16 protein-coding genes and 1 pseudogene are annotated in these 18,627 nt (G+C 31.0%); all 17 read left to right on the forward strand.

Features of this window, described 5'->3' with window-relative positions; translation table 11 throughout:
• Window positions 1–86 precede the first annotated feature (86 nt).
• Entirely contained in the window at window positions 87–1,856 is a 1,770-nt protein-coding gene (gene prdR, locus ACN6I1_RS00895; protein ID WP_021430194.1) for a sigma-54 dependent transcriptional regulator PrdR, read from the forward strand.
• 334 nt (window positions 1,857–2,190) lie between these two features.
• Window positions 2,191–3,477 (forward strand): proline reductase-associated electron transfer protein PrdC, encoded by a 1,287-nt coding sequence (gene prdC, locus ACN6I1_RS00900; protein WP_173391677.1) that lies wholly within the window; start codon window positions 2,191–2,193, stop codon window positions 3,475–3,477.
• A 19-nt stretch (window positions 3,478–3,496) separates the two neighbouring features.
• Window positions 3,497–5,380 carry a D-proline reductase (dithiol) proprotein PrdA gene (gene prdA, locus ACN6I1_RS00905; RefSeq protein WP_150886668.1) on the forward strand — a complete coding sequence of 628 codons (1,884 nt, stop codon included), beginning with the start codon at window positions 3,497–3,499 and terminating at the stop codon, window positions 5,378–5,380.
• 37 nt (window positions 5,381–5,417) lie between these two features.
• On the forward strand, window positions 5,418–5,687 hold the full coding sequence (locus ACN6I1_RS00910; RefSeq protein ID WP_021430161.1) for a CBO2463/CBO2479 domain-containing protein: 270 nt from the start codon (window positions 5,418–5,420) through the stop codon (window positions 5,685–5,687).
• A gap of 16 nt (window positions 5,688–5,703) precedes the next feature.
• Window positions 5,704–6,429 carry a D-proline reductase (dithiol) protein PrdB gene (prdB, locus tag ACN6I1_RS00915; RefSeq protein WP_419742404.1) on the forward strand — a complete coding sequence of 242 codons (726 nt, stop codon included), beginning with the start codon at window positions 5,704–5,706 and terminating at the stop codon, window positions 6,427–6,429.
• 58 nt (window positions 6,430–6,487) lie between these two features.
• Window positions 6,488–7,732, forward strand: a pseudogene (prdD, locus tag ACN6I1_RS00920) (proline reductase cluster protein PrdD).
• A 22-nt stretch (window positions 7,733–7,754) separates the two neighbouring features.
• Window positions 7,755–8,762 (forward strand): proline racemase, encoded by a 1,008-nt coding sequence (locus ACN6I1_RS00925; protein WP_021430157.1) that lies wholly within the window; start codon window positions 7,755–7,757, stop codon window positions 8,760–8,762.
• Between the two features lie 113 nt (window positions 8,763–8,875).
• Window positions 8,876–9,748 carry a sulfite exporter TauE/SafE family protein gene (locus ACN6I1_RS00930; RefSeq protein ID WP_220796092.1) on the forward strand — a complete coding sequence of 291 codons (873 nt, stop codon included), beginning with the start codon at window positions 8,876–8,878 and terminating at the stop codon, window positions 9,746–9,748.
• A gap of 181 nt (window positions 9,749–9,929) precedes the next feature.
• Window positions 9,930–10,565, forward strand: a complete 636-nt coding sequence (locus ACN6I1_RS00935; RefSeq protein ID WP_220796093.1) for a single-stranded DNA-binding protein — start codon at window positions 9,930–9,932, stop codon at window positions 10,563–10,565.
• Window positions 10,566–10,704: 139 nt separating this feature from the next.
• A complete protein-coding gene (locus tag ACN6I1_RS00940; RefSeq protein ID WP_419742405.1) occupies window positions 10,705–11,268 on the forward strand; it encodes a class I SAM-dependent methyltransferase in 564 nt (187 codons plus the stop codon).
• A 187-nt stretch (window positions 11,269–11,455) separates the two neighbouring features.
• On the forward strand, window positions 11,456–13,231 hold the full coding sequence (locus ACN6I1_RS00945; RefSeq protein ID WP_419742406.1) for a sigma 54-interacting transcriptional regulator: 1,776 nt from the start codon (window positions 11,456–11,458) through the stop codon (window positions 13,229–13,231).
• 174 nt (window positions 13,232–13,405) lie between these two features.
• Window positions 13,406–14,707, forward strand: coding sequence for a serine dehydratase subunit alpha family protein (locus ACN6I1_RS00950; RefSeq protein ID WP_419742407.1), 1,302 nt, complete (start codon window positions 13,406–13,408; stop codon window positions 14,705–14,707).
• Window positions 14,708–14,783: 76 nt separating this feature from the next.
• Window positions 14,784–15,323: a hypoxanthine phosphoribosyltransferase gene (gene hpt, locus ACN6I1_RS00955; RefSeq protein ID WP_021430311.1), complete on the forward strand. Its 540-nt coding sequence runs from the start codon at window positions 14,784–14,786 to the stop codon at window positions 15,321–15,323.
• Between the two features lie 165 nt (window positions 15,324–15,488).
• A complete protein-coding gene (locus ACN6I1_RS00960; RefSeq protein WP_419742408.1) occupies window positions 15,489–16,607 on the forward strand; it encodes an N-acetyldiaminopimelate deacetylase in 1,119 nt (372 codons plus the stop codon).
• Between the two features lie 71 nt (window positions 16,608–16,678).
• Window positions 16,679–16,933 (forward strand): small, acid-soluble spore protein, alpha/beta type, encoded by a 255-nt coding sequence (locus tag ACN6I1_RS00965; RefSeq protein ID WP_142730867.1) that lies wholly within the window; start codon window positions 16,679–16,681, stop codon window positions 16,931–16,933.
• Window positions 16,920–17,666, forward strand: a complete 747-nt coding sequence (locus ACN6I1_RS00970) for a class I SAM-dependent DNA methyltransferase (protein ID WP_021430329.1) — start codon at window positions 16,920–16,922, stop codon at window positions 17,664–17,666. Before ACN6I1_RS00965 ends, ACN6I1_RS00970 begins: the two co-directional genes overlap by 14 nt.
• Window positions 17,667–17,700: 34 nt before the next feature.
• Window positions 17,701–18,582 carry an Hsp33 family molecular chaperone HslO gene (gene hslO / locus ACN6I1_RS00975; protein ID WP_419742409.1) on the forward strand — a complete coding sequence of 294 codons (882 nt, stop codon included), beginning with the start codon at window positions 17,701–17,703 and terminating at the stop codon, window positions 18,580–18,582.
• Window positions 18,583–18,627: the final 45 nt, after the last annotated feature.

The following is an 18,627-nucleotide window of genomic DNA, read 5'->3' on the forward strand; positions in this document are numbered from 1 at the left end:
AAAAGGTATTTAAATAGAAAGTATTTTATGCAGAAGGTATATAGTATAATAGTACTTATAAAAATTTTCATTCTCAGGAGGTTATAATGTTTTCTGTACCAGAAACTAAAATAGTAAAAGATGTTATGGGAAAGAGTTTTGTCTTAGTTGATGAAAACATCACACTAGGACAAGCTATCGACTTGATTGTAAGTAAAAATGAAAGAGAAGTTATGGTTGATAATGGAAACGGCGGCATAAAAGGAATCGTATCATTAACGGATATATGCAATCTATCATTAAAACGTAAAGATTATAAAAATGAGTTAGTTAAAAATGCAATGAGTAAAAATCTAATAAGTATAAATAAAGATGCAAAGTTAGATGAATGCAGAAACATAATGATGAGAAATAACATAGGGGTACTACCAGTACTAGAAAATGAAAAGTTAATAGGGGTCGTAAATCAAAAACATATAAGAGATTTCTTATATATGGAGTTAGAAGATTACGGAATAACTGTTAAGCATATAATAGGTGAAATAAAAGAAGGAATATGTGCTATAAATACAGATGGAAAAGTTGTTCTTTGGAATAAATTTATGGAAAATCGATATGGAATAAAGTCAGAAGAGATTGTTGGGAAATCCATGGAGAAGTATCTTAGTGGAACTATATCAGCTAGAGTTTTAAGAACTAAAACAAGAGAAAGTGGTATATACAAAAATAATGATAATGAAAATGATGTTTATGGAGTAGTTGATGCAAACCCTATATTTATAAATTCGGAATTTGTAGGAGTTGTATGTACAGAAGTAGACATAACAGAGGCGCAAAAGCTTTCAAGAAAGCTTGATAAGGCAAATGATAGATTAAAATACTTAGAGGATGAAGTAAAAAACTTATCAAAAGGAAGTTTTGATAATATATTAGGCAGAAGTTATAAATTAGAAAGAGCTAAGGAAGTGGCTAAAAGGGTTTCGAATACAAATAGTAGTATATTTATATTTGGAGAAAGTGGAACAGGTAAAGAAGTTTTTGCACGTGCTATACATGATTATAGTGAAAGAAAAGGTCCTTTTATACCTGTAAACTGTAGTGCCATACCATCAGAATTATTTGAGAGTGAATTTTTTGGATATGAAGCAGGGTCGTTTACCGGTGCAAATAAAAAAGGCAAAATGGGTATATTTGAACTAGCAAAGCACGGTACTGTATTTTTAGATGAGATAGCAGATTTACCATTAAGCATGCAGGCGAAACTATTAAGAGTATTGCAAGAAAAAGAAGTAAGAAGAATAGGTGGAGAAAAAACTATAAAAATAGACGCTAGAATTATATCTGCAACTAATAAAAATTTACAAAATTTAGTTGAAGAAGGTAAGTTTAGAGAAGATTTATATTATAGATTAAATGTAGTAGAAATAGATTTACCACCATTAAGAGAAAGAAAAGAAGATATATTACTTTTAGTTAATAAATTTATAAAAGAGATATGTGAAGAAAATAATAGAGAGCCACTAAAAATAAGTAAAGAAGCTATGGATATATTACAAAGATACACGTGGAAAGGTAATATAAGAGAATTAAAAAACACAATAGAAAATATAGTAGTGTTATCTACTGGAGATATAATAGATAAAGATGATATACCTGTTTATATAGTTGAATCTAGTCAACATATAAGTGTAGATGAAGAATATCCATTAGATCTTAATAAAGCTATAAGCAAATTAGAAGTAAAAACTATAAAGGTTGCACTAAGCATGACTAATGGAAATAAAGCAAAAGCAGCTAAAATACTTAATATACCAAGAACAACTCTTTATTATAAGATTGAACAGTATGATATAGAAGTGACTAAAAATAGACATTAGACGAAAAACTGACATTTGTAACGTTTTCAATTTGAAATAGGGAAGTTAGGGGGATGTGATAAAAATAACTATAAAAAAATTAAAATGAAACCTTAAAAGTGTCGGAAATATGACGTTTATTCTTGGGAAAACGTAATTTGTCGTTGTAATTTGATGAAATTTGGTATAAAATATATGTAGAGATTAAAGATAAATACAAAAAACGTGTCGAAAAATGATATTTTATAAACAAATACGACAAAAATTTTAAAAAAATAATTAAAATAAAATATTTGGCACGGTAATTGCTAATAATAAAATAGTGTAAAATAAAATTAGTCAGGGGGTGAAATCTATGATGCTTAAAATAGAATTAAGACAGCATGTAGGTGCGCCATGTAAACCTATAGTTGAGGTTGGAAGCGAAGTTAAAAAAGGACAACTTATAGCTGAGCCACAAGGATTAGGAGCAAATATACATTCAAGTGTTTATGGTAAAGTTGTTGAAGTTACAGAAAGTTCTATAATAATAGAGGCTTCTGAGAATCAACCTGATGAGTATGTAAAAATAAAAGATACAGAAAGTAACTTAGACGCTATAAAAGAAGCTGGTATAGTTGGTGCAGGAGGAGCTGGTTTCCCTACACATGTAAAACTTAATGTAGATCTTACAGGAGGATGTATCATAGCAAATGCTGCAGAATGTGAGCCAGTACTTGGTCACAATGTGGAGTTAATGGAAAATAATCCAGAGATAATAATTAAAGGATTAAAATACATGCTTGATATAACTAAAGCTGATAAAGCTTATATAGCTGTAAAGCCGAAGTACAAAAAAGCCATAATGGCATTAGGAAAAGCTTGTAAGAATGAAGCAAACATAGAATTAAAATATTTACCAGATATGTACCCAGCTGGTGACGAGAGGGTTATAATAAGAGAATTATTAGGAATAACTCTTGTTCCGGGACAACTTCCAATAGAAGCTAAAACTGTAGTTTCTAATGTTGAAACTATAAAACGTATAGTAGAAGCTATAGAAGAAAGAAAACCTTTTATAACTAAAGACATAACTGTTGGAGGAAGAGTAAAAGGTGCAGAGAACAAAGGCAAAGTATTTATGGATGTTCCTATAGGAATGCCTATAATAACATATATAGAAAAATGTGGAGGATTCATTGCACCATATGGAGAAATAGTACTTGGAGGTCCTTTCACTGGAAGACACGGTGAAGAAGAAAGCCCAGTTACTAAAACTTTAGGTGGAATATTAGTATCTATGCCACTTCCACAAGAAAGCAAGAAATTAGGAATAATAGCTTGCGAGTGTGGAGCACAAGAAGATAGACTAAAACAAATTGCATCTTTAATGGGTGCTGAAGTTGTAGCAGAAGAAAAATGTAAGAGAATGACTGAGGTAAATGGTAGATTTAGATGTGATTTACCAGGTATATGCCCAGGTCAAGCAGAAAAAGTGCTTAAGTTAAAGAGTCAAGGAGCTGAAGCTGTATTAATAGGTAACTGCGAGGACTGAACAAACACAGTTATGCAAGTGGCGCCTAGGTTAGGTTTGCCTGTATACCATAGTACAGACCATGTATTAAGAGCTTCGGGACATAGATTATATAGAAGAAAAAAATAATGCTAGGAGGTATTAGAAAATGTCAATAACTGTAGAAACAGCTAAAGCTCATGCTAAAGATCCAGCGGTATGCTGCTGTAGATTTGAAGCTGGGACTGTACTAGAACCATCAAATTTAGAAGATCCAGCAATATTCGCTGACTTAGAGGATTCAGGATTATTAACAATAGCAGATGATTGTTTAACAATAGAGCAAGTTTTAGGAGCTAAATTATTAAAAACTTTAGATGCTTTAACTCCAATAACTGCTGACTGTGTAGAAGGTGTAGTAGCAGTAGCTGAAGAGGCTAAAGAAGAAGTTAAGGAAGAAGTTAAAGAAGTAGCACCAGTTGCTTCAGTAGCTCCAGTATCTCAAATAGCTCCAGTAAATGGACAAACTATAAAGATACATATAGGTGAAGGTAGAGATATAAACTTAGAAATACCTTTAAATGTAGCTCAAGGAATGGGTGTAGCACCAGTTGCTCCTGTAGCTGTAGCAGAAAATGCAGAAGCTGTAGAAGTTAAAGCTGAGCCAGTTCAAGAAGCTAAAGCAATAAGAAGCTTAACTAAAAAACATTTTAAAATAGAAAAAGTAGTTTTCGCTGAAGAAACTAAAATAGATGGAACTACTTTATACTTAAGAACTCCAGAAGAATTAACTAAAGAAGCTGTAAATTCAGAAGAATTAGTTGTTGATATGAAGTTAGAAATAATAACTCCAGCTGAATACAACAAATACAGTGAAACTATAATGGACGTTCAACCTATAGCTACTAAAGAAGAAGGAGATATAGGAGAAGGTGTAACAAGAGTTATAGACGGAGTTATAATGATGGTAACTGGTACTGATGAAAACGGAGTTCAAATAGGTGAATTCGGTTCTTCAGAAGGTGTATTAGAAACTAACATAATGTGGGGAAGACCAGGTGCTCCTGATAAAGGTGATATATTCATCAAAACTCAAGTAACAGTTAAAGCTGGTACTAACATGGAAAGACCAGGACCATTAGCTGCTCACTGTGCATCTGATTATATAACTCAAGAAATAAGAGAAGCATTAAAGAACGCTGAAGAGTCTTTAGTAGTTGATACTGAAGAATTAACTCAATATAGAAGACCTGGTAAGAAAAAGGTTGTTGTAGTTAAAGAGATAATGGGACAAGGGGCAATGCATGATAACTTAATATTACCTGTTGAGCCAGTTGGAACATTAGGAGCTAAACCAAACGTTGACTTAGGAAACGTTCCAGTAGTATTATCTCCACTTGAAGTATTAGATGGTGGTATACATGCATTAACTTGTATAGGACCTGCATCTAAAGAAAACTCTAGACATTACTGGAGAGAGCCATTAGTAATAGAAGCTATGCATGATGAAGAAATAGATTTAGTAGGTGTTATATTTGTAGGATCTCCACAAGTAAATGCTGAGAAATTCTATGTATCTAAGAGATTAGGTATGATGATAGAAGCTATGGGTGTTGATGGTGCTATAGTAACAACTGAAGGATTCGGAAACAACCATATAGATTTCGCTTCTCATATAGAGCAAATAGGTAAGAGAGATGTAGCTGTAGTAGGTGTAAGTTTCTCTGCTGTTCAAGGTGCTCTAGTTGTTGGTAATGAATACATGAAATACATGATAGACAACAACAAGTCTAAACAAGGTATAGAAAATGAAGTATTATCAAACAATACATTATGCCCAGAAGATGCTGTAAGATCTTTAGCAATGTTAAAGACAGTAATGGGTGGAGAAGAAGTTAAAGCTGCTGAGAGAAAATGGAATGCTAACGTTAAATTAAATAACGTTGAATTAATAGAAAAAGAAACTGGTAAGAAGTTAGAACTTGTTGAAAACGAGCAAACTTTACCAATGAGTGAAAAAAGAAAGAATATATACGAAAAAGACGCTAAATAGTAAAAGACGTTAATAGGTTATGGAAGGATGAAATATTATGGATAGATTAAAATATATATCAACTGAAAGAATGTATGAAGGAGTTATAGTAGATATCACTGACGGTGGAGTTACTATAGACTTAAAAGGCAGATTAGGCCAATTTAAAATACCGAAAAGAATGCTTATAACTGATTATGAGCTTAAGCTTGGTCTTGAGGTTGGGTTTATGTTAAGTTATCCAGAAGTACTAAGTCCGGAACCTAATCAAAAGTATGTAGATATAATCGAAAGAAATAAAAAAAATAAAGAAGAATTAGAGAAATAGAAGGGAGAGAAAAACTATGAGCCTTACAACAATAAAAGGACTTCAATCTGAAATATTTGTACCAATAACACCTCCTCCTGTTTGGACTCCTGTAACTAAAGAACTAAAGGATATGACTATAGCTTTAGCTACAGCGTCAGGTGTACATTTAAAAGCTGATAAGAGATTCAACCTAGCAGGTGACTTTACATTTAGAGAAATACCAGACACAGCAACTACTGATGAGATGATGGTATCTCACGGAGGATATGATAACGCTGATGTTAACAAAGATATAAACTGTATGTTCCCTATAGACAGACTACATGAATTAGCTAAAGAAGGATTTATAAAATCTGTAGCTCCAGTTCATATAGGATTCATGGGTGGTGGTGGAGACCAAACTAAATTCACTGAAGAAACTGGTCCTGAAATCGCTAGAAGATTAAAAGATGAGGGAGTAGACGGTGTAGTTCTAACAGCTGGCTGAGGTACTTGCCATAGAACTGCCGTGATCGTGCAGAGAGCAATAGAAGAAGCTGGTATACCAACTATAATAATAGCAGCTCTTCCTCCAGTAGTTAGACAAAACGGAACTCCAAGAGCAGTTGCTCCACTAGTTCCAATGGGTGCTAATGCTGGTGAACCAAACAATAAAGAAATGCAAATGCATATATTAAGAGATACTTTAGAGCAATTAATAGCTATACCATCTGCTGGTAAGATAATTCAATTACCATACGAGTATGTAGCTCAAGTATAATAGATAACACAGCCCTTCCCTAGCAATAGAGAAGGGCTTATATAAAAAGGTGATATAAATGGAAGAGAAAATACTTAGACGTTTGGTAATTAAACCATTTCATATAAATAATGTTGAATTCAATGAAAAGTTCTCAATAAAAAAAGGTACACTATCCATAAACAATGACTACATAAATGAAATTAAAGATTCACATGAATTAATAACGGACATAAAATTAGATATAATCAAACCAGGAGATTATAACAAGGAAATTAATACTATCATGGATATAATCCCTATATCTACTAAAGTTTTAGGTAGATTAGGTGAAGGAATAACACACACTTTAACAGGTGTTTATGTTATGCTTACTGGTGTTGATGAAGATGGAAGACAAATGCATGAATTTGGATCTTCAGAAGGTATACTTTCTGAGCAAATGGTGTTTGGAAGATATGGTACTCCATCTACTAATGATTACATAATTCATTTTGATGTTACAGTTAAAGGTGGGTTGCCATATGAGAGAAAACTTCCGATGATGACATTTAAGGCATGTGATACTTTTATACAAGGTATAAGAAATGTTTTAAAACAGCAAGACGGAAGAGATGCTACAGAAATTCGTGAATATTTTGACAAAATTAGACCTGACGCTAAAAAAGTTGTAATAGTAAAACAAATAGCAGGTCAGGGTGCAATGTATGACAATCAATTATTTTCTTATGAACCAAGTGGTTTAGAGGGAGGTACATCCATTATTGATATGGGAAATGTACCGATGATAATATCACCTAATGAATACAGAGATGGCGCCTTGAGAGCTATGACTTAATGAGGTGAGATAATGGGTATAGGACCATCAACTAAAGAAACATCATTACATCACTTTAGAGATCCGCTTCTTGATATAGTTAGTAATGACAAAGACATAGATCTTCTGGGGATAGTAGTAGTAGGAACACCTCAGGACAACAAAGAAAAAGAATTTGTTGGACAAAGAACAGCTGCATGGCTAGAAGCTATGAGAGCAGATGGTGTTATAATTTCATGTGATGGGTGGGGAAACTCACACGTAGATTATGCTAATACTATTGAAGAAATAGGAAAAAGAGAGATCCCGGTAGTTGGACTTACATTTAATGGAACGCAAGCTAAGTTTGTAGTTACAAATAAATATATGGACACAATAGTAGATTTTAATAAATCAGACAAGGGGATAGAAACAGAAGTTGTCGGAGAGAACACTGTAAGCGAGTTAGACGCAAAAAAATCATTAGCCTTATTAAAATTAAAAATGCAAAGAAATAATAAAAAATAATAATAATATAGGGGGCCGTAAAATGAAATTTTCAAGAAGTATACAAGCGATAGATTCTCATACAATGGGAGAACCAACAAGAATAGTAACAGGTGGAATACCTAATATAAAAGGAAAGACTATGGCTGAGAAAAAAGCGTTTTTAGAAAATAATCTAGACCACTTAAGAACAGCTATAATGTTAGAGCCAAGAGGACATAATGATATGTTCGGTTCTATAATAACTCAACCTTGCAACGATGAAGCAGATTTCGGAATAATCTTCATGGATGGTGGAGGATACCTAAACATGTGTGGACATGGTTCAATAGGGGCTGTAACAGCTGCAATTGAAACTGGTATGGTAGAAATGAAAGAGCCTACAACTCATGTAGTTATGGATACTCCAGCAGGAATAGTAAGAGCAGATGCTAAAGTTGAAAACGGAAGAGTTCAAGAAGTTTCTATAGTAAACGTACCTGCATTCTTATACAAAAAAGATGTACAAATAGAAATGCCTGAAATAGGAACTGTAACTTTCGATATATCTTTCGGAGGAAGTTTCTTTGCTATAGTTAAAGCTAGTGAGTTAGGATTAAAAGTTGAGCCAAAGAATGCTCAAAAACTAACTGAAATAGGTTTAAAAATGAGAGATATAATAAACGAAACTATAGAAATACAACATCCAGAGTTATCTCATATAAAAACTGTTGACTTAGTTGAAATATATGACGATCCAACTCATCCAGAAGCTACTTACAAAAACGTAGTTATATTTGGACAAGGACAAGTAGATAGATCTCCATGTGGAACAGGAACAAGTGCTAAGCTTGCAACTTTATACTCTAAAGGAGAATTAAAAGAAGGCGAATTATTCGTATATGAAAGTATATTAGGAACTCTATTCAAAGGAAGAATAGTTGGTGTTGATAAAGTAGCTGATTATGAAGCAATAATACCTGAAATAACAGGAGCTGCGTATATAACAGGATTCAACCATTTCGTAATAGATGATAATGATCCAGTAAAATATGGATTTATACTAAAGTAATAAAATAACTGTATAAATTCTAATTAAAATATGATTAAATACTACTAGTAGTATTTAATCATATTTCTATGTAAGACACTTTTTAGTAAAATCATTAGGAGGAATTATTTGAGATGTTAAATTTAGTAAGAGTATTATTAGCAGCTTTTGTTTCATTATTCGGTTTTAACTTCATCAAGGACTTATCAAAAGCTAAATCATCTAACGGATTTGAAGATGTACCAGCTTGGAAGCCTTTAGCTACAGGTTTTGTAACAGACTTCTTTGACACTTTAGGAATAGGGTCATTTGCGCCAACAGTAGCAATGATGAATGCTCTAAAAATTAATATACCTGACAAGTTAATACCAGGTACGCTAAACGTATGTCATACAATACCAGTTGTATTTGAAGCATTTATATTCACGACAGTTATAAAAGTTGATTCAATAACTTTAATAAGTTTATTAGGAGCAGCAGTTGTAGGATCTTATGTAGGTGCTGGAATTATATCTAAGATGGATGAAAGAAAAATCCAAATAGTTATGGGATTCGCACTAGTTGTAACAGCTATATTAATGTTATTAGCTCAATTAAAATTAATGCCTGGTGGAGGAAACGCAACAGGATTAACTGGAGCAAAACTTGTTATAGGGGTAGTAGGTAACTTTATATTAGGAGCATTAATGACTGCTGGAGTTGGACTATATTCTCCTTGTATGGCAATGGTTTATTTCTTAGGAATGTCACCAACTGTAGCATTCCCTATTATGATGGGATCTTGCGCTTTATTAATGCCAACAGCAAGTGTTAAATTTATAAAAGAAGGAACATATGCTAAGAAAACTTCTCTATTTATAACAATAGGTGGAGTTATAGGGGTATTTATAGCAGCTAACTTTGTTAGCTCAATGCCTATGGATATATTAAGATGGGTAGTAATAATTGTAATAGCATATACTTCAGTAACTATGTTAAAAAAAGCATTTGCTAAGCAAACAGCTTAATAAATTAATGAGATAAGAATATACCGTATTTAAAAATACGGTATATTTTTTATTTTTTGAAATTTAAAGCTTTTAATCAAATTTATTTTATTAAAGGTGTAATAAAAATGGCCATGCAGAAATATATTTATTATATAGATTTTAAGATAAAATATGGTTTAACAATTGTGGGGGGAATAAAATGATAAATTTAAAAGAAGATACTAACATAGTAAATTTAAGAGGAGAACTTGAAGAGGAATTGACATTTAGCCATGAAATATTTGGGGAAAAATTTTATAGTGCAAGGATAAAAATACATAGATTAAGCGATACATATGATGTTTTACCTATAACTATATCAGAAAGATTATTAGAAGAAGTAAATTTAAATGAAAATAACTTAGTTGACCTAGTTGGTCAGTTAAGATCTTATAATAAAAATATAGATAATAAAAATAAATTAGTTCTCACTGTATTTGCAAGAGAAATAAAAGTTGTTGATGGAGAAGCTAAAGATCCAAACAATATTTTCCTTGATGGATATATCTGTAAAGATCCAATATACAGAAAAACTCCATTAGGAAGAGAAATAGCAGACTTACTAGTTGCTATAAATAGACCATATAATAAATCTGATTACATACCATCTATAGTATGGGGTAGAAATGCTAAATTTGCAAAAAATTTAAAAGTTGGAGATAGAATCCAAATGTGGGGTAGAGTACAAAGTAGAGACTATGAAAAAAAACTTGAAAGTGGAGAAACAGAGAAAAGAGTTGCATATGAAGTCTCTATTTCTAAGATAAAAAAACTGGATGAAAACAATATAAATTAATATAGAAAGTCAAGGAAAACATTATTAAAAAAATAATTTCAAAATACTTTAAAATGGTTATTGAATAGTTGCTTGGGATTTATTATAATCTATTCTATGATGTAAAAAATGATAATAAATCCAAAAGAGGGGGAGCACTGTGAAAAGCGTAGTACAATGGAATTATGAAGCAAATTATTTTGCACAGGATACCGTAGAAGATATATTAAATGTAATTAAATATGAAATGGGAGAAAGAATCCTATTGGTAGGAAATATAGGTACCCTAGGCAAGAGGTTAAGGATGCTTGGAGCCAATGTAACTATACTTGAAGATAGTGCATACCAAGATATTTGCTATTCTTTAATTCATAATGAAAACTGCAGTGTCGTTAAAGGTTGTTTAGAATTATTACCATTTGAAGATGGATTCTTCGATAAAGTAATAGTACTAAATCAATTTAATTACACTCATAACCAAAAGAAAGCATTGAAAGAAATTTATAGAGTGTTAAAATTAAGAGGAGAAGTTGTTTTACAAGACTCTAATTTACACAAATTTAAAGTTAAACTTAAAAAGCTTAAGCATAGAGTATGTGGAGAACGTATAAAATACTATTACCCACATGAACTTATAAAGACATTAGAACATTCAAAATTTAAAGGAATATTAGAAAATAAAGACTGTGAAAAGTATATTTATATAGGAATGAAGAATGATTAAAAAGACTGGGGTTAAACCTAGTCTTTTCTTGTAGGAGGAAATTTTATGAAAATACATTATAATGTGATAATTATCTGTATGTTGTTTGTAATCTTAGTATCAATACAGTATACTTTAAATAAAATATACAAAACTCTCAATGAAATTAAAGTACTGATGTACAAAGATAAACTAAGGGATGGGAAGTATGATTAATTTAAACTTTATAAGAAAAGATATACAAAACATAGCAGAAGCTATATCGTCTGTTTTAGAAATTGATGTAACAATAGTAGATTCGAGTTTAGTTAGAATAGCGGGTACCGGAACTTATTTTCATAAAATAGGACAACAATTAGAAGAATACTCAGCATTTAAATATTCTTTAACTACTAAAAAAGAATTAATAATAGAAGATCCAAAGAGCAATGAGATATGCAATGAATGTTATACTCGTGAAGTTTGTAAGGAGTTTGCAGAGGTATGCTGCCCTATAGTATATGATGATAAGTCTTATGGTGTAATCGGGCTTATAGCTTTTACTAAAGAGCAAGCCGATGTAATTAAATTTAGAAAAGATGATTTAATGAACTTCTTGCATAAAATGGCAGATTTAATATCAAGTAAGTTAAAAGCAGAAATAAAAACTTATGAGGTAGAGTTAGAAAAGAAAAAGCTAAAAACATTGTTAGATAATATGGACAAAGCAGTTGTGTCATTAGATAAAGATGCGAATATAGAAAAGTACAATTTGAAATTCAAAGAAATTTTTGAAGTTAAAGGTAATATAATAGGAAGCTTTATAGGCGATGTATTAAACTTTGCGAAAGACAATAATTTCAATAATATAAATAATGATAAATCTTGTAGCTTTACATATATAGGTGCAAAGAAGGAATTTAAAGGGATATATAATATAAAGCCGATTATTTTAAATGAAGAACTAAAAGGATATGTGTTAGATTTTATAGATAAAGTAGATGCTATAAAAAACTACAACAAGATAAGTAATCACCATAAGATATATTTAGAAAATATAATTGGAAGCAGTTATGCTATAAATAAATCAAAAGAAGAAGCGTTAATGGCATCTAAAACTAATTCTACAGTTTTAATAACTGGAGAGAGTGGTACAGGAAAAGAGCTATTTGCAAGAGCAATACATAATCATAGTTGTAGAGCAGGAAATCCTTTTATAGCTATAAACTGTGCAGCTATTCCAGATAACTTACTAGAAAGTGAATTATTTGGATATGAAGAAGGTGCATTTACAGGAGCTAAAAAAGGTGGAAGCTTAGGTAAATTTGAATTAGCTGATAAAGGTAGTATTTTTCTTGATGAAATAGGTGATATGAGTTTACACTTACAAGCAAAATTACTTAGAGTATTACAAGAAAAAGAAGTTGATAAAATAGGGGCTAAACACAATGTATCGATTGATGTAAGAATAATAGCGGCTACTAATAAAGACTTAGAGCATATGGTCAGAAAAGGCACATTTAGAGAGGATTTATACTATAGACTAAATGTTATACCTGTAGTTCTTCCAACTTTAAGACAAAGAAAAAATGATATACACTTACTAATTGAATATATGATGAAAGAATATTCTAATAAGCTAGATAAAAATGTACAAGATATAGATTTACAAGCATTAGAATATTTATGTGAATATAGTTGGCCAGGAAACATTAGAGAACTACAAAATGTTATAGAATATAGTGTTAATAGATGCGAAGGCAAGATTATAACATTAGATAATTTACCTAACAGAATAAAACGTGCAAATTCAAATGAAGATCAAATTATAGATTCTAATGAAAACATAAAAACTTTAGACGAGCTTGAAAAGAAAGAAATAATAAAAGCATTAGAAAAATATAAAGATTATAAAAAAGATAAGGATTTAGCGGCAAAAGCTTTAGGAATATCTAGAGCTACCTTATATAGAAAAATAGAAAGATATAAAATAGTCTCAAAATGATACTTAATCTCATTTTGAGACTATTTTTTTTCGAAATGAGATTGGAATGATAAAAAATTATTTTTATAAATTATAAATAAAGCGATTTCAAGGGTTTAAAAAATAATAAAAGTTGGCACAGTTCTTGCTTTATAAATAAGACATAAATATTATAGCTATCAGGAGGAAAACACAATGAAAAATTTACAAACAAAATTAGTTAATATATTAAACGCAGAAGTTAAACCAGCTTTAGGTTGTACAGAACCAGTAGCAGTAGCATTAGCTTGTGCTAAGGCAAAAGAAACTTTAGGTGAAGAAGTAGTAAAATGTACAATAGGTCTTAGCCCTAACGTATACAAAAATGGTATGTGTGTAGGAATACCAGGAACTGAAAGATTAGGATTAAAAATATCTGCAGCAATGGGACTTATAGGTGGAAAATCAGAAAACGGATTAAGAGTTTTAGAAACATTAACAAAAGAAGATGTTAAAGTTGCAGAAGACTTCATGGATAACAACGATATAAACATATCACCAATAGATACAGAAGAAAAAGTTTATATAGAAGTTGAATTAGAAGGTAAAAACAACACTGCTAAAGTTGTTATAAGAACTAAACATGACAATATAGTATTTGTTAAAAAAAATGAAGATGTATTAGCAAGTGAAGAAGTAGTTGAAGTTGCAACTACAGCAGAACCTAAAGAAAATATATTAGATACTATAACAATAAAAGAAATAGTAGAAGCTATGGAAACTGTAGATTTTGAAGACATAAAATTCTTATTAGATGGAATAACTATGAATGAAGAGATAGCTAAGTACGGATTAAATGAAAAAGTAGGAGTAGGTGTAGGATTCGGTATAAAGAAATCTATTGAATCAGGATTATTAGGTGATGACTTAATGAACTACACAATGATGATAACAGCAGCTGCATCTGATGCAAGAATGGCTGGAGTTAAATTACCAGTTATGAGTTCTAACGGAAGTGGAAACCACGGTATAACTGCTATACTTCCAATAGTTGCATACAACGATAAATTCCCTCAAAGCGAAGAAAAATTAGCTAGATCATTAGCAATATCTCACTTATTAACTGCATACGTTAAAAACTACACAGGAAGATTATCAGCAGTATGTGGATGTGGAGTTGCAGCAAGTATAGGAGCTACATCAGGATTATCTTGGTTAATGGGATGTAATGAAACTCAAATAGAAGGTGCTATAGAAAATATGGTAGCTAACTTAAGTGGTATGATATGTGATGGAGCTAAGGCTGGATGTGCATTAAAACTTGCATCAGCAGCATCAGCAGCAGTACAAAGTGCTATAATAGCTAAACAAGACTGTATAGTACCTCCAATGAACGGAATAGTAGGAACTGGAGCAGAGCAAAGTATACAAAACTTAGGAAGAGTAAGTGATAAAGGAATGACTACAACTGATAAGGTTATAATAAGAGTAATGGACGACATGAATAAAGCTAACTAATATTGTATTTACCCCGTTGCAAAATTGGTAAATCTCCTATAAAATAGATATACTATAACATTTCGGAGGTTGTAACATGGATATAGAAACTAAAAAATGGGAAGTATTATGCTCAGAAGAACAAATACAAGAAAGATTAAAAGAATTAGGAGCACAAATATCTAAGGATTATGAAGGAAAAAAATTAATGGTAATATCACTATTAAAAGGAAGCTTCATATTCTGCGCAGACTTAGTAAGAAACATAACAGTACCTGTTAAAATCGGATTTATGACTACTTCAAGCTACGGGCATGGAGAAAGCAGTACTGGTCAAGTTAACATGGTAGCAGATATAAGTGATGATATAGAAGGATATGATGTTTTAGTTGTAGATGATATAACAGATACAGCTCTTACAATGAACTTTGTTATGGGTCACTTAAAAACTAAGAACCCTGCTAGTATAAAATGTTGTGTTCTTTTAGATAAACCAAGTAGAAGAAAAGTGGAATTAGTTCCTAATTACTGTGGATTTGAAATAGAAGATAAATTTGTTGTAGGATACGGATTAAACTTCGGAGACTACTACAGAAATATACCTTACGTATTTAACGTTACTGACGAAGATAGATAATAAAAAGATTGGGATTTTCCCAATCTTTTTTTATGCTTAAATAAATTATATTAAACAAGGCATTAATAACAATAGTTTTAAAAAAGTTAGGCACTAATAGCAATACAAAGCGCATATATATTGGGTATAATAAAAACATATAAATTGATAATAAAGGAGATTTGTATGAAGAATATATGTAATATAAAAGAGTGCATGAAAAATAATAGAAAAGAATTACATGTACTAGCTGAAATAGGAAATCAAGAGTTTAAAACTAGTAAATATATAAAAGATTATTTAAATAATATAGGTGTAGAATATGAAGAAATGTTAGACACTGCTGTAGTTGGAATTATAAAAGGAAAAAATCCTAAAAAAACTATAGCTTTTAGATCGGATATGGATGCTCTTACATTAGGGGAAAAAGCTATGCACTTATGTGGTCATGATGGACATATGAGTATATTACTTGGATTAGTAACATACTTAAATGAAAATAGAGAAAACCTGATGGATAATATTGTATTTATATTCCAACCAGCAGAAGAAGGTCCAGGAGGAGCTAAACCATTAATCAACGCAGGTATAGTAGAAAAGTATAAAATAGATGAAATATATGGTCTTCATATATATCCAGAAATACCTGAAGGTTATGTGGGAACTAGACCAAATTACTTCTTAGCTCAAGTTGGAGAATTAGATATAGATATTATTGCTAAAAGTGGTCATGGAGCTATGCCTCAAAATGGAATAGATGGAATAGTTTTAGCGTCTAGCTTTATTAGTAGCTTACAAACAATAGTATCAAGAAATATAAGTCCACTAGATAATGCTGTACTTACTATAGGTAAGATGCATGGAGGGACTAGAAGAAATATAATAGCTGAAAATATTAGAATAGAAGGTACTATAAGAGCTTTTAAACCAGAGGTATATGAAACTATTAAAGAAAGAATTAGAGAACTAGCAAAAGGATATGAAGTGGCTTATAACTGTAAGATAGAAGTAGAAATAAGAGATGACTATCCAGCTGTTAATAATAATGAAGTTTTATTTGAAGAATTTGAACAGGCTATAGGAAGCGATAAACTTATCAAACTAGAACCTATAATGATATCAGAAGATTTTTCTTACTATCAACAAGTTCTCCCAGGCTTATTCTTCATGCTAGGTGCAAGAAATGAAGAAAAAGGATTTGTAAATGGACTTCATAGTTTAAACTTTAATTTTGATGAAAATATATTAGGAAATGCATTAGATGTATATATCAAATTATTAAAATATAAAAAATCAATATTATAATACTAAATCACTCCTCAATTTTGTATAAATTTTGTTCATATGACAAAAATATAAATAAAGGAGTGATTTTTATGAATTATAAAGATATTGATATAAATAAACCAAGAGAGAAAAGCGCGGCTAAGAAAAAGAAAATATTGACAGATGATGATATAATGAAATATGAGATAGCATCAGAACTTGGTCTAATGGATAAGGTTTCTGAGCTTGGTTGGGGAGGTTTAACAGCCAAAGAAGCAGGGCGTATAGGTGGTACGTTAACATCTCGTAAAAAGAAAAAGAAAAAAATGGAAAAGGAAGAAAATAAAGACGATGGATCAGTATAGAGATTTTGCATTTGTATATGATGAACTTATGAATGATGTTGATTATGACAAATGGGTTAAATATATAGAAGATATAATAGACAACGAAAATGTAAAAGTTAAAAATATACTAGAATTAGCATGTGGAACAGGAAATATAACTATTCCTTTAGCTAAAAAAGAATACGATATAGCTGGAATTGATATATCTGCAGAAATGTTAGGTGTAGCTAGAGAAAAAGCTGAAAAACAAGGAATAGAGCTTGTATTATTACAACAAGATATAGCTGAACTTGATTTTGATATAACAGGTTTAGATTGTGTTTTATGTGCTTGTGATGGATTCAACTATATAACTTATGATGATGATTTACAAAATGTTTTTGATACAACACATGAGTTATTAAAAGAAAATGGAATATTCATATTTGACATAAGTTCATATTATAAATTAGCCAATATATTAGGTGGTAATATATATGGTGAAAATAGAGAAGATGTATCTTATTTATGGCAAAATTATTTTGATGCAGAAGAAAACTTATTAGAAATGGAATTAGCATTTTTCATAAAAGGTGAAGATGGAAGATATGATAAGTTTGAAGAGGTACATCAGCAAAGAGCATATACAGAAGATGAAATAGTAGAAATGCTTCAAGAATCAGGTTTTAAAGATGTAAAAGTTTATGGAGACTTTACATTCAATAAACCAAGCGATGATTCGGAAAGAGTATTTTTTGTTTGTAAAAAATAGACAGAAAGTTTTAACGTGATTGGAGGAAAATATTATGAAGGATTATGTTTTAAGATCAACGGCTGGAGATGGACAGGTAAGAGCTTTTGTTGCAACTACTAGAAATATGGTAGAAAGAGCTAGAGATCTTCATAAGACAAGTAAAGTTGCTACAGCTGCTTTAGGAAGAACATTAACAGCAACATCTATGATGGGGCTTATGATGAAAAACGATGGAGATAAAATAACAGTTATAATAAAAGGTGGCGGACCTATAGGAAGTATATTAGCTACAGCTAACTCTAAGGGGATAGTAAAAGGGTACGTTGATAACCCAAATGTTGTAGTAGAAGATTATGAAAATGGTAAGTTAAATGTTGCAGCTGCTGTTGGAAGTGAAGGAACAGTAAGAGTAACAAAAGACTTAGGATTAAGAGAACCTTATAATGGGTCATATCCTATGGTTAGCGGAGAAATAGCCCAAGATTTAACATATTATTTCGCACTATCAGAACAAACTCCATCAGTAGTAGCACTAGGAGTATTGACAAAAGAAGAAGAAGTTGAATATGCAGGTGGATTTATAGTTCAATTAATGCCAGATGCAACTGAAGAAACTATATCAAGATTAGAGTCTAACGTTGCTAACTTAGATTCTATAACAAATATGTTAAAAGAAGGAAAAACTCCTGAAGATATACTTAATATAGTACTTGATGGATTAAATCCTCAAATTCTAGATAAGTGTGATGTTGGATTTGAGTGTGAATGCTCTAAAGAAAGAGTTGAAGGAGTTTTAATATCTATAGGACAACATCAATTAGCTGAAATGATAGAAGAAGATAAAAAAGCTGAAATAGGATGTCAATTCTGTAACTCAAAATACATGTTTGATGAAGATGAATTAAAAGCTATATTAGATAAAATGAACAAGTAATGAAATAATAAATAAAACCCTTTTGCATAAGAGTCATACCAAGTG

This window comes from Paraclostridium dentum (assembly GCF_048568265.1).
Taxonomy (GTDB): Bacteria; Bacillota; Clostridia; order Peptostreptococcales; family Peptostreptococcaceae; genus Paraclostridium; species Paraclostridium dentum.

What these genes read in the sequence shown, in the direction of transcription:
- prdR (WP_021430194.1), top strand. Translation starts at nt 87, where the DNA reads ATGTTTTCTGTACCAGAAACTAAAATAGTAAAAGATGTTATGGGAAAG.
- prdA (WP_150886668.1), top strand. Translation starts at nt 3,497, where the DNA reads ATGTCAATAACTGTAGAAACAGCTAAAGCTCATGCTAAAGATCCAGCG.
- ACN6I1_RS00910 (WP_021430161.1), top strand. Translation starts at nt 5,418, where the DNA reads ATGGATAGATTAAAATATATATCAACTGAAAGAATGTATGAAGGAGTT.
- ACN6I1_RS00925 (WP_021430157.1), top strand. Translation starts at nt 7,755, where the DNA reads ATGAAATTTTCAAGAAGTATACAAGCGATAGATTCTCATACAATGGGA.
- ACN6I1_RS00930 (WP_220796092.1), top strand. Translation starts at nt 8,876, where the DNA reads ATGTTAAATTTAGTAAGAGTATTATTAGCAGCTTTTGTTTCATTATTC.
- ACN6I1_RS00935 (WP_220796093.1), top strand. Translation starts at nt 9,930, where the DNA reads ATGATAAATTTAAAAGAAGATACTAACATAGTAAATTTAAGAGGAGAA.
- ACN6I1_RS00945 (WP_419742406.1), top strand. Translation starts at nt 11,456, where the DNA reads ATGATTAATTTAAACTTTATAAGAAAAGATATACAAAACATAGCAGAA.
- ACN6I1_RS00950 (WP_419742407.1), top strand. Translation starts at nt 13,406, where the DNA reads ATGAAAAATTTACAAACAAAATTAGTTAATATATTAAACGCAGAAGTT.
- hpt (WP_021430311.1), top strand. Translation starts at nt 14,784, where the DNA reads ATGGATATAGAAACTAAAAAATGGGAAGTATTATGCTCAGAAGAACAA.
- ACN6I1_RS00960 (WP_419742408.1), top strand. Translation starts at nt 15,489, where the DNA reads ATGAAGAATATATGTAATATAAAAGAGTGCATGAAAAATAATAGAAAA.
- ACN6I1_RS00965 (WP_142730867.1), top strand. Translation starts at nt 16,679, where the DNA reads ATGAATTATAAAGATATTGATATAAATAAACCAAGAGAGAAAAGCGCG.
- ACN6I1_RS00970 (WP_021430329.1), top strand. Translation starts at nt 16,920, where the DNA reads ATGGATCAGTATAGAGATTTTGCATTTGTATATGATGAACTTATGAAT.
- hslO (WP_419742409.1), top strand. Translation starts at nt 17,701, where the DNA reads ATGAAGGATTATGTTTTAAGATCAACGGCTGGAGATGGACAGGTAAGA.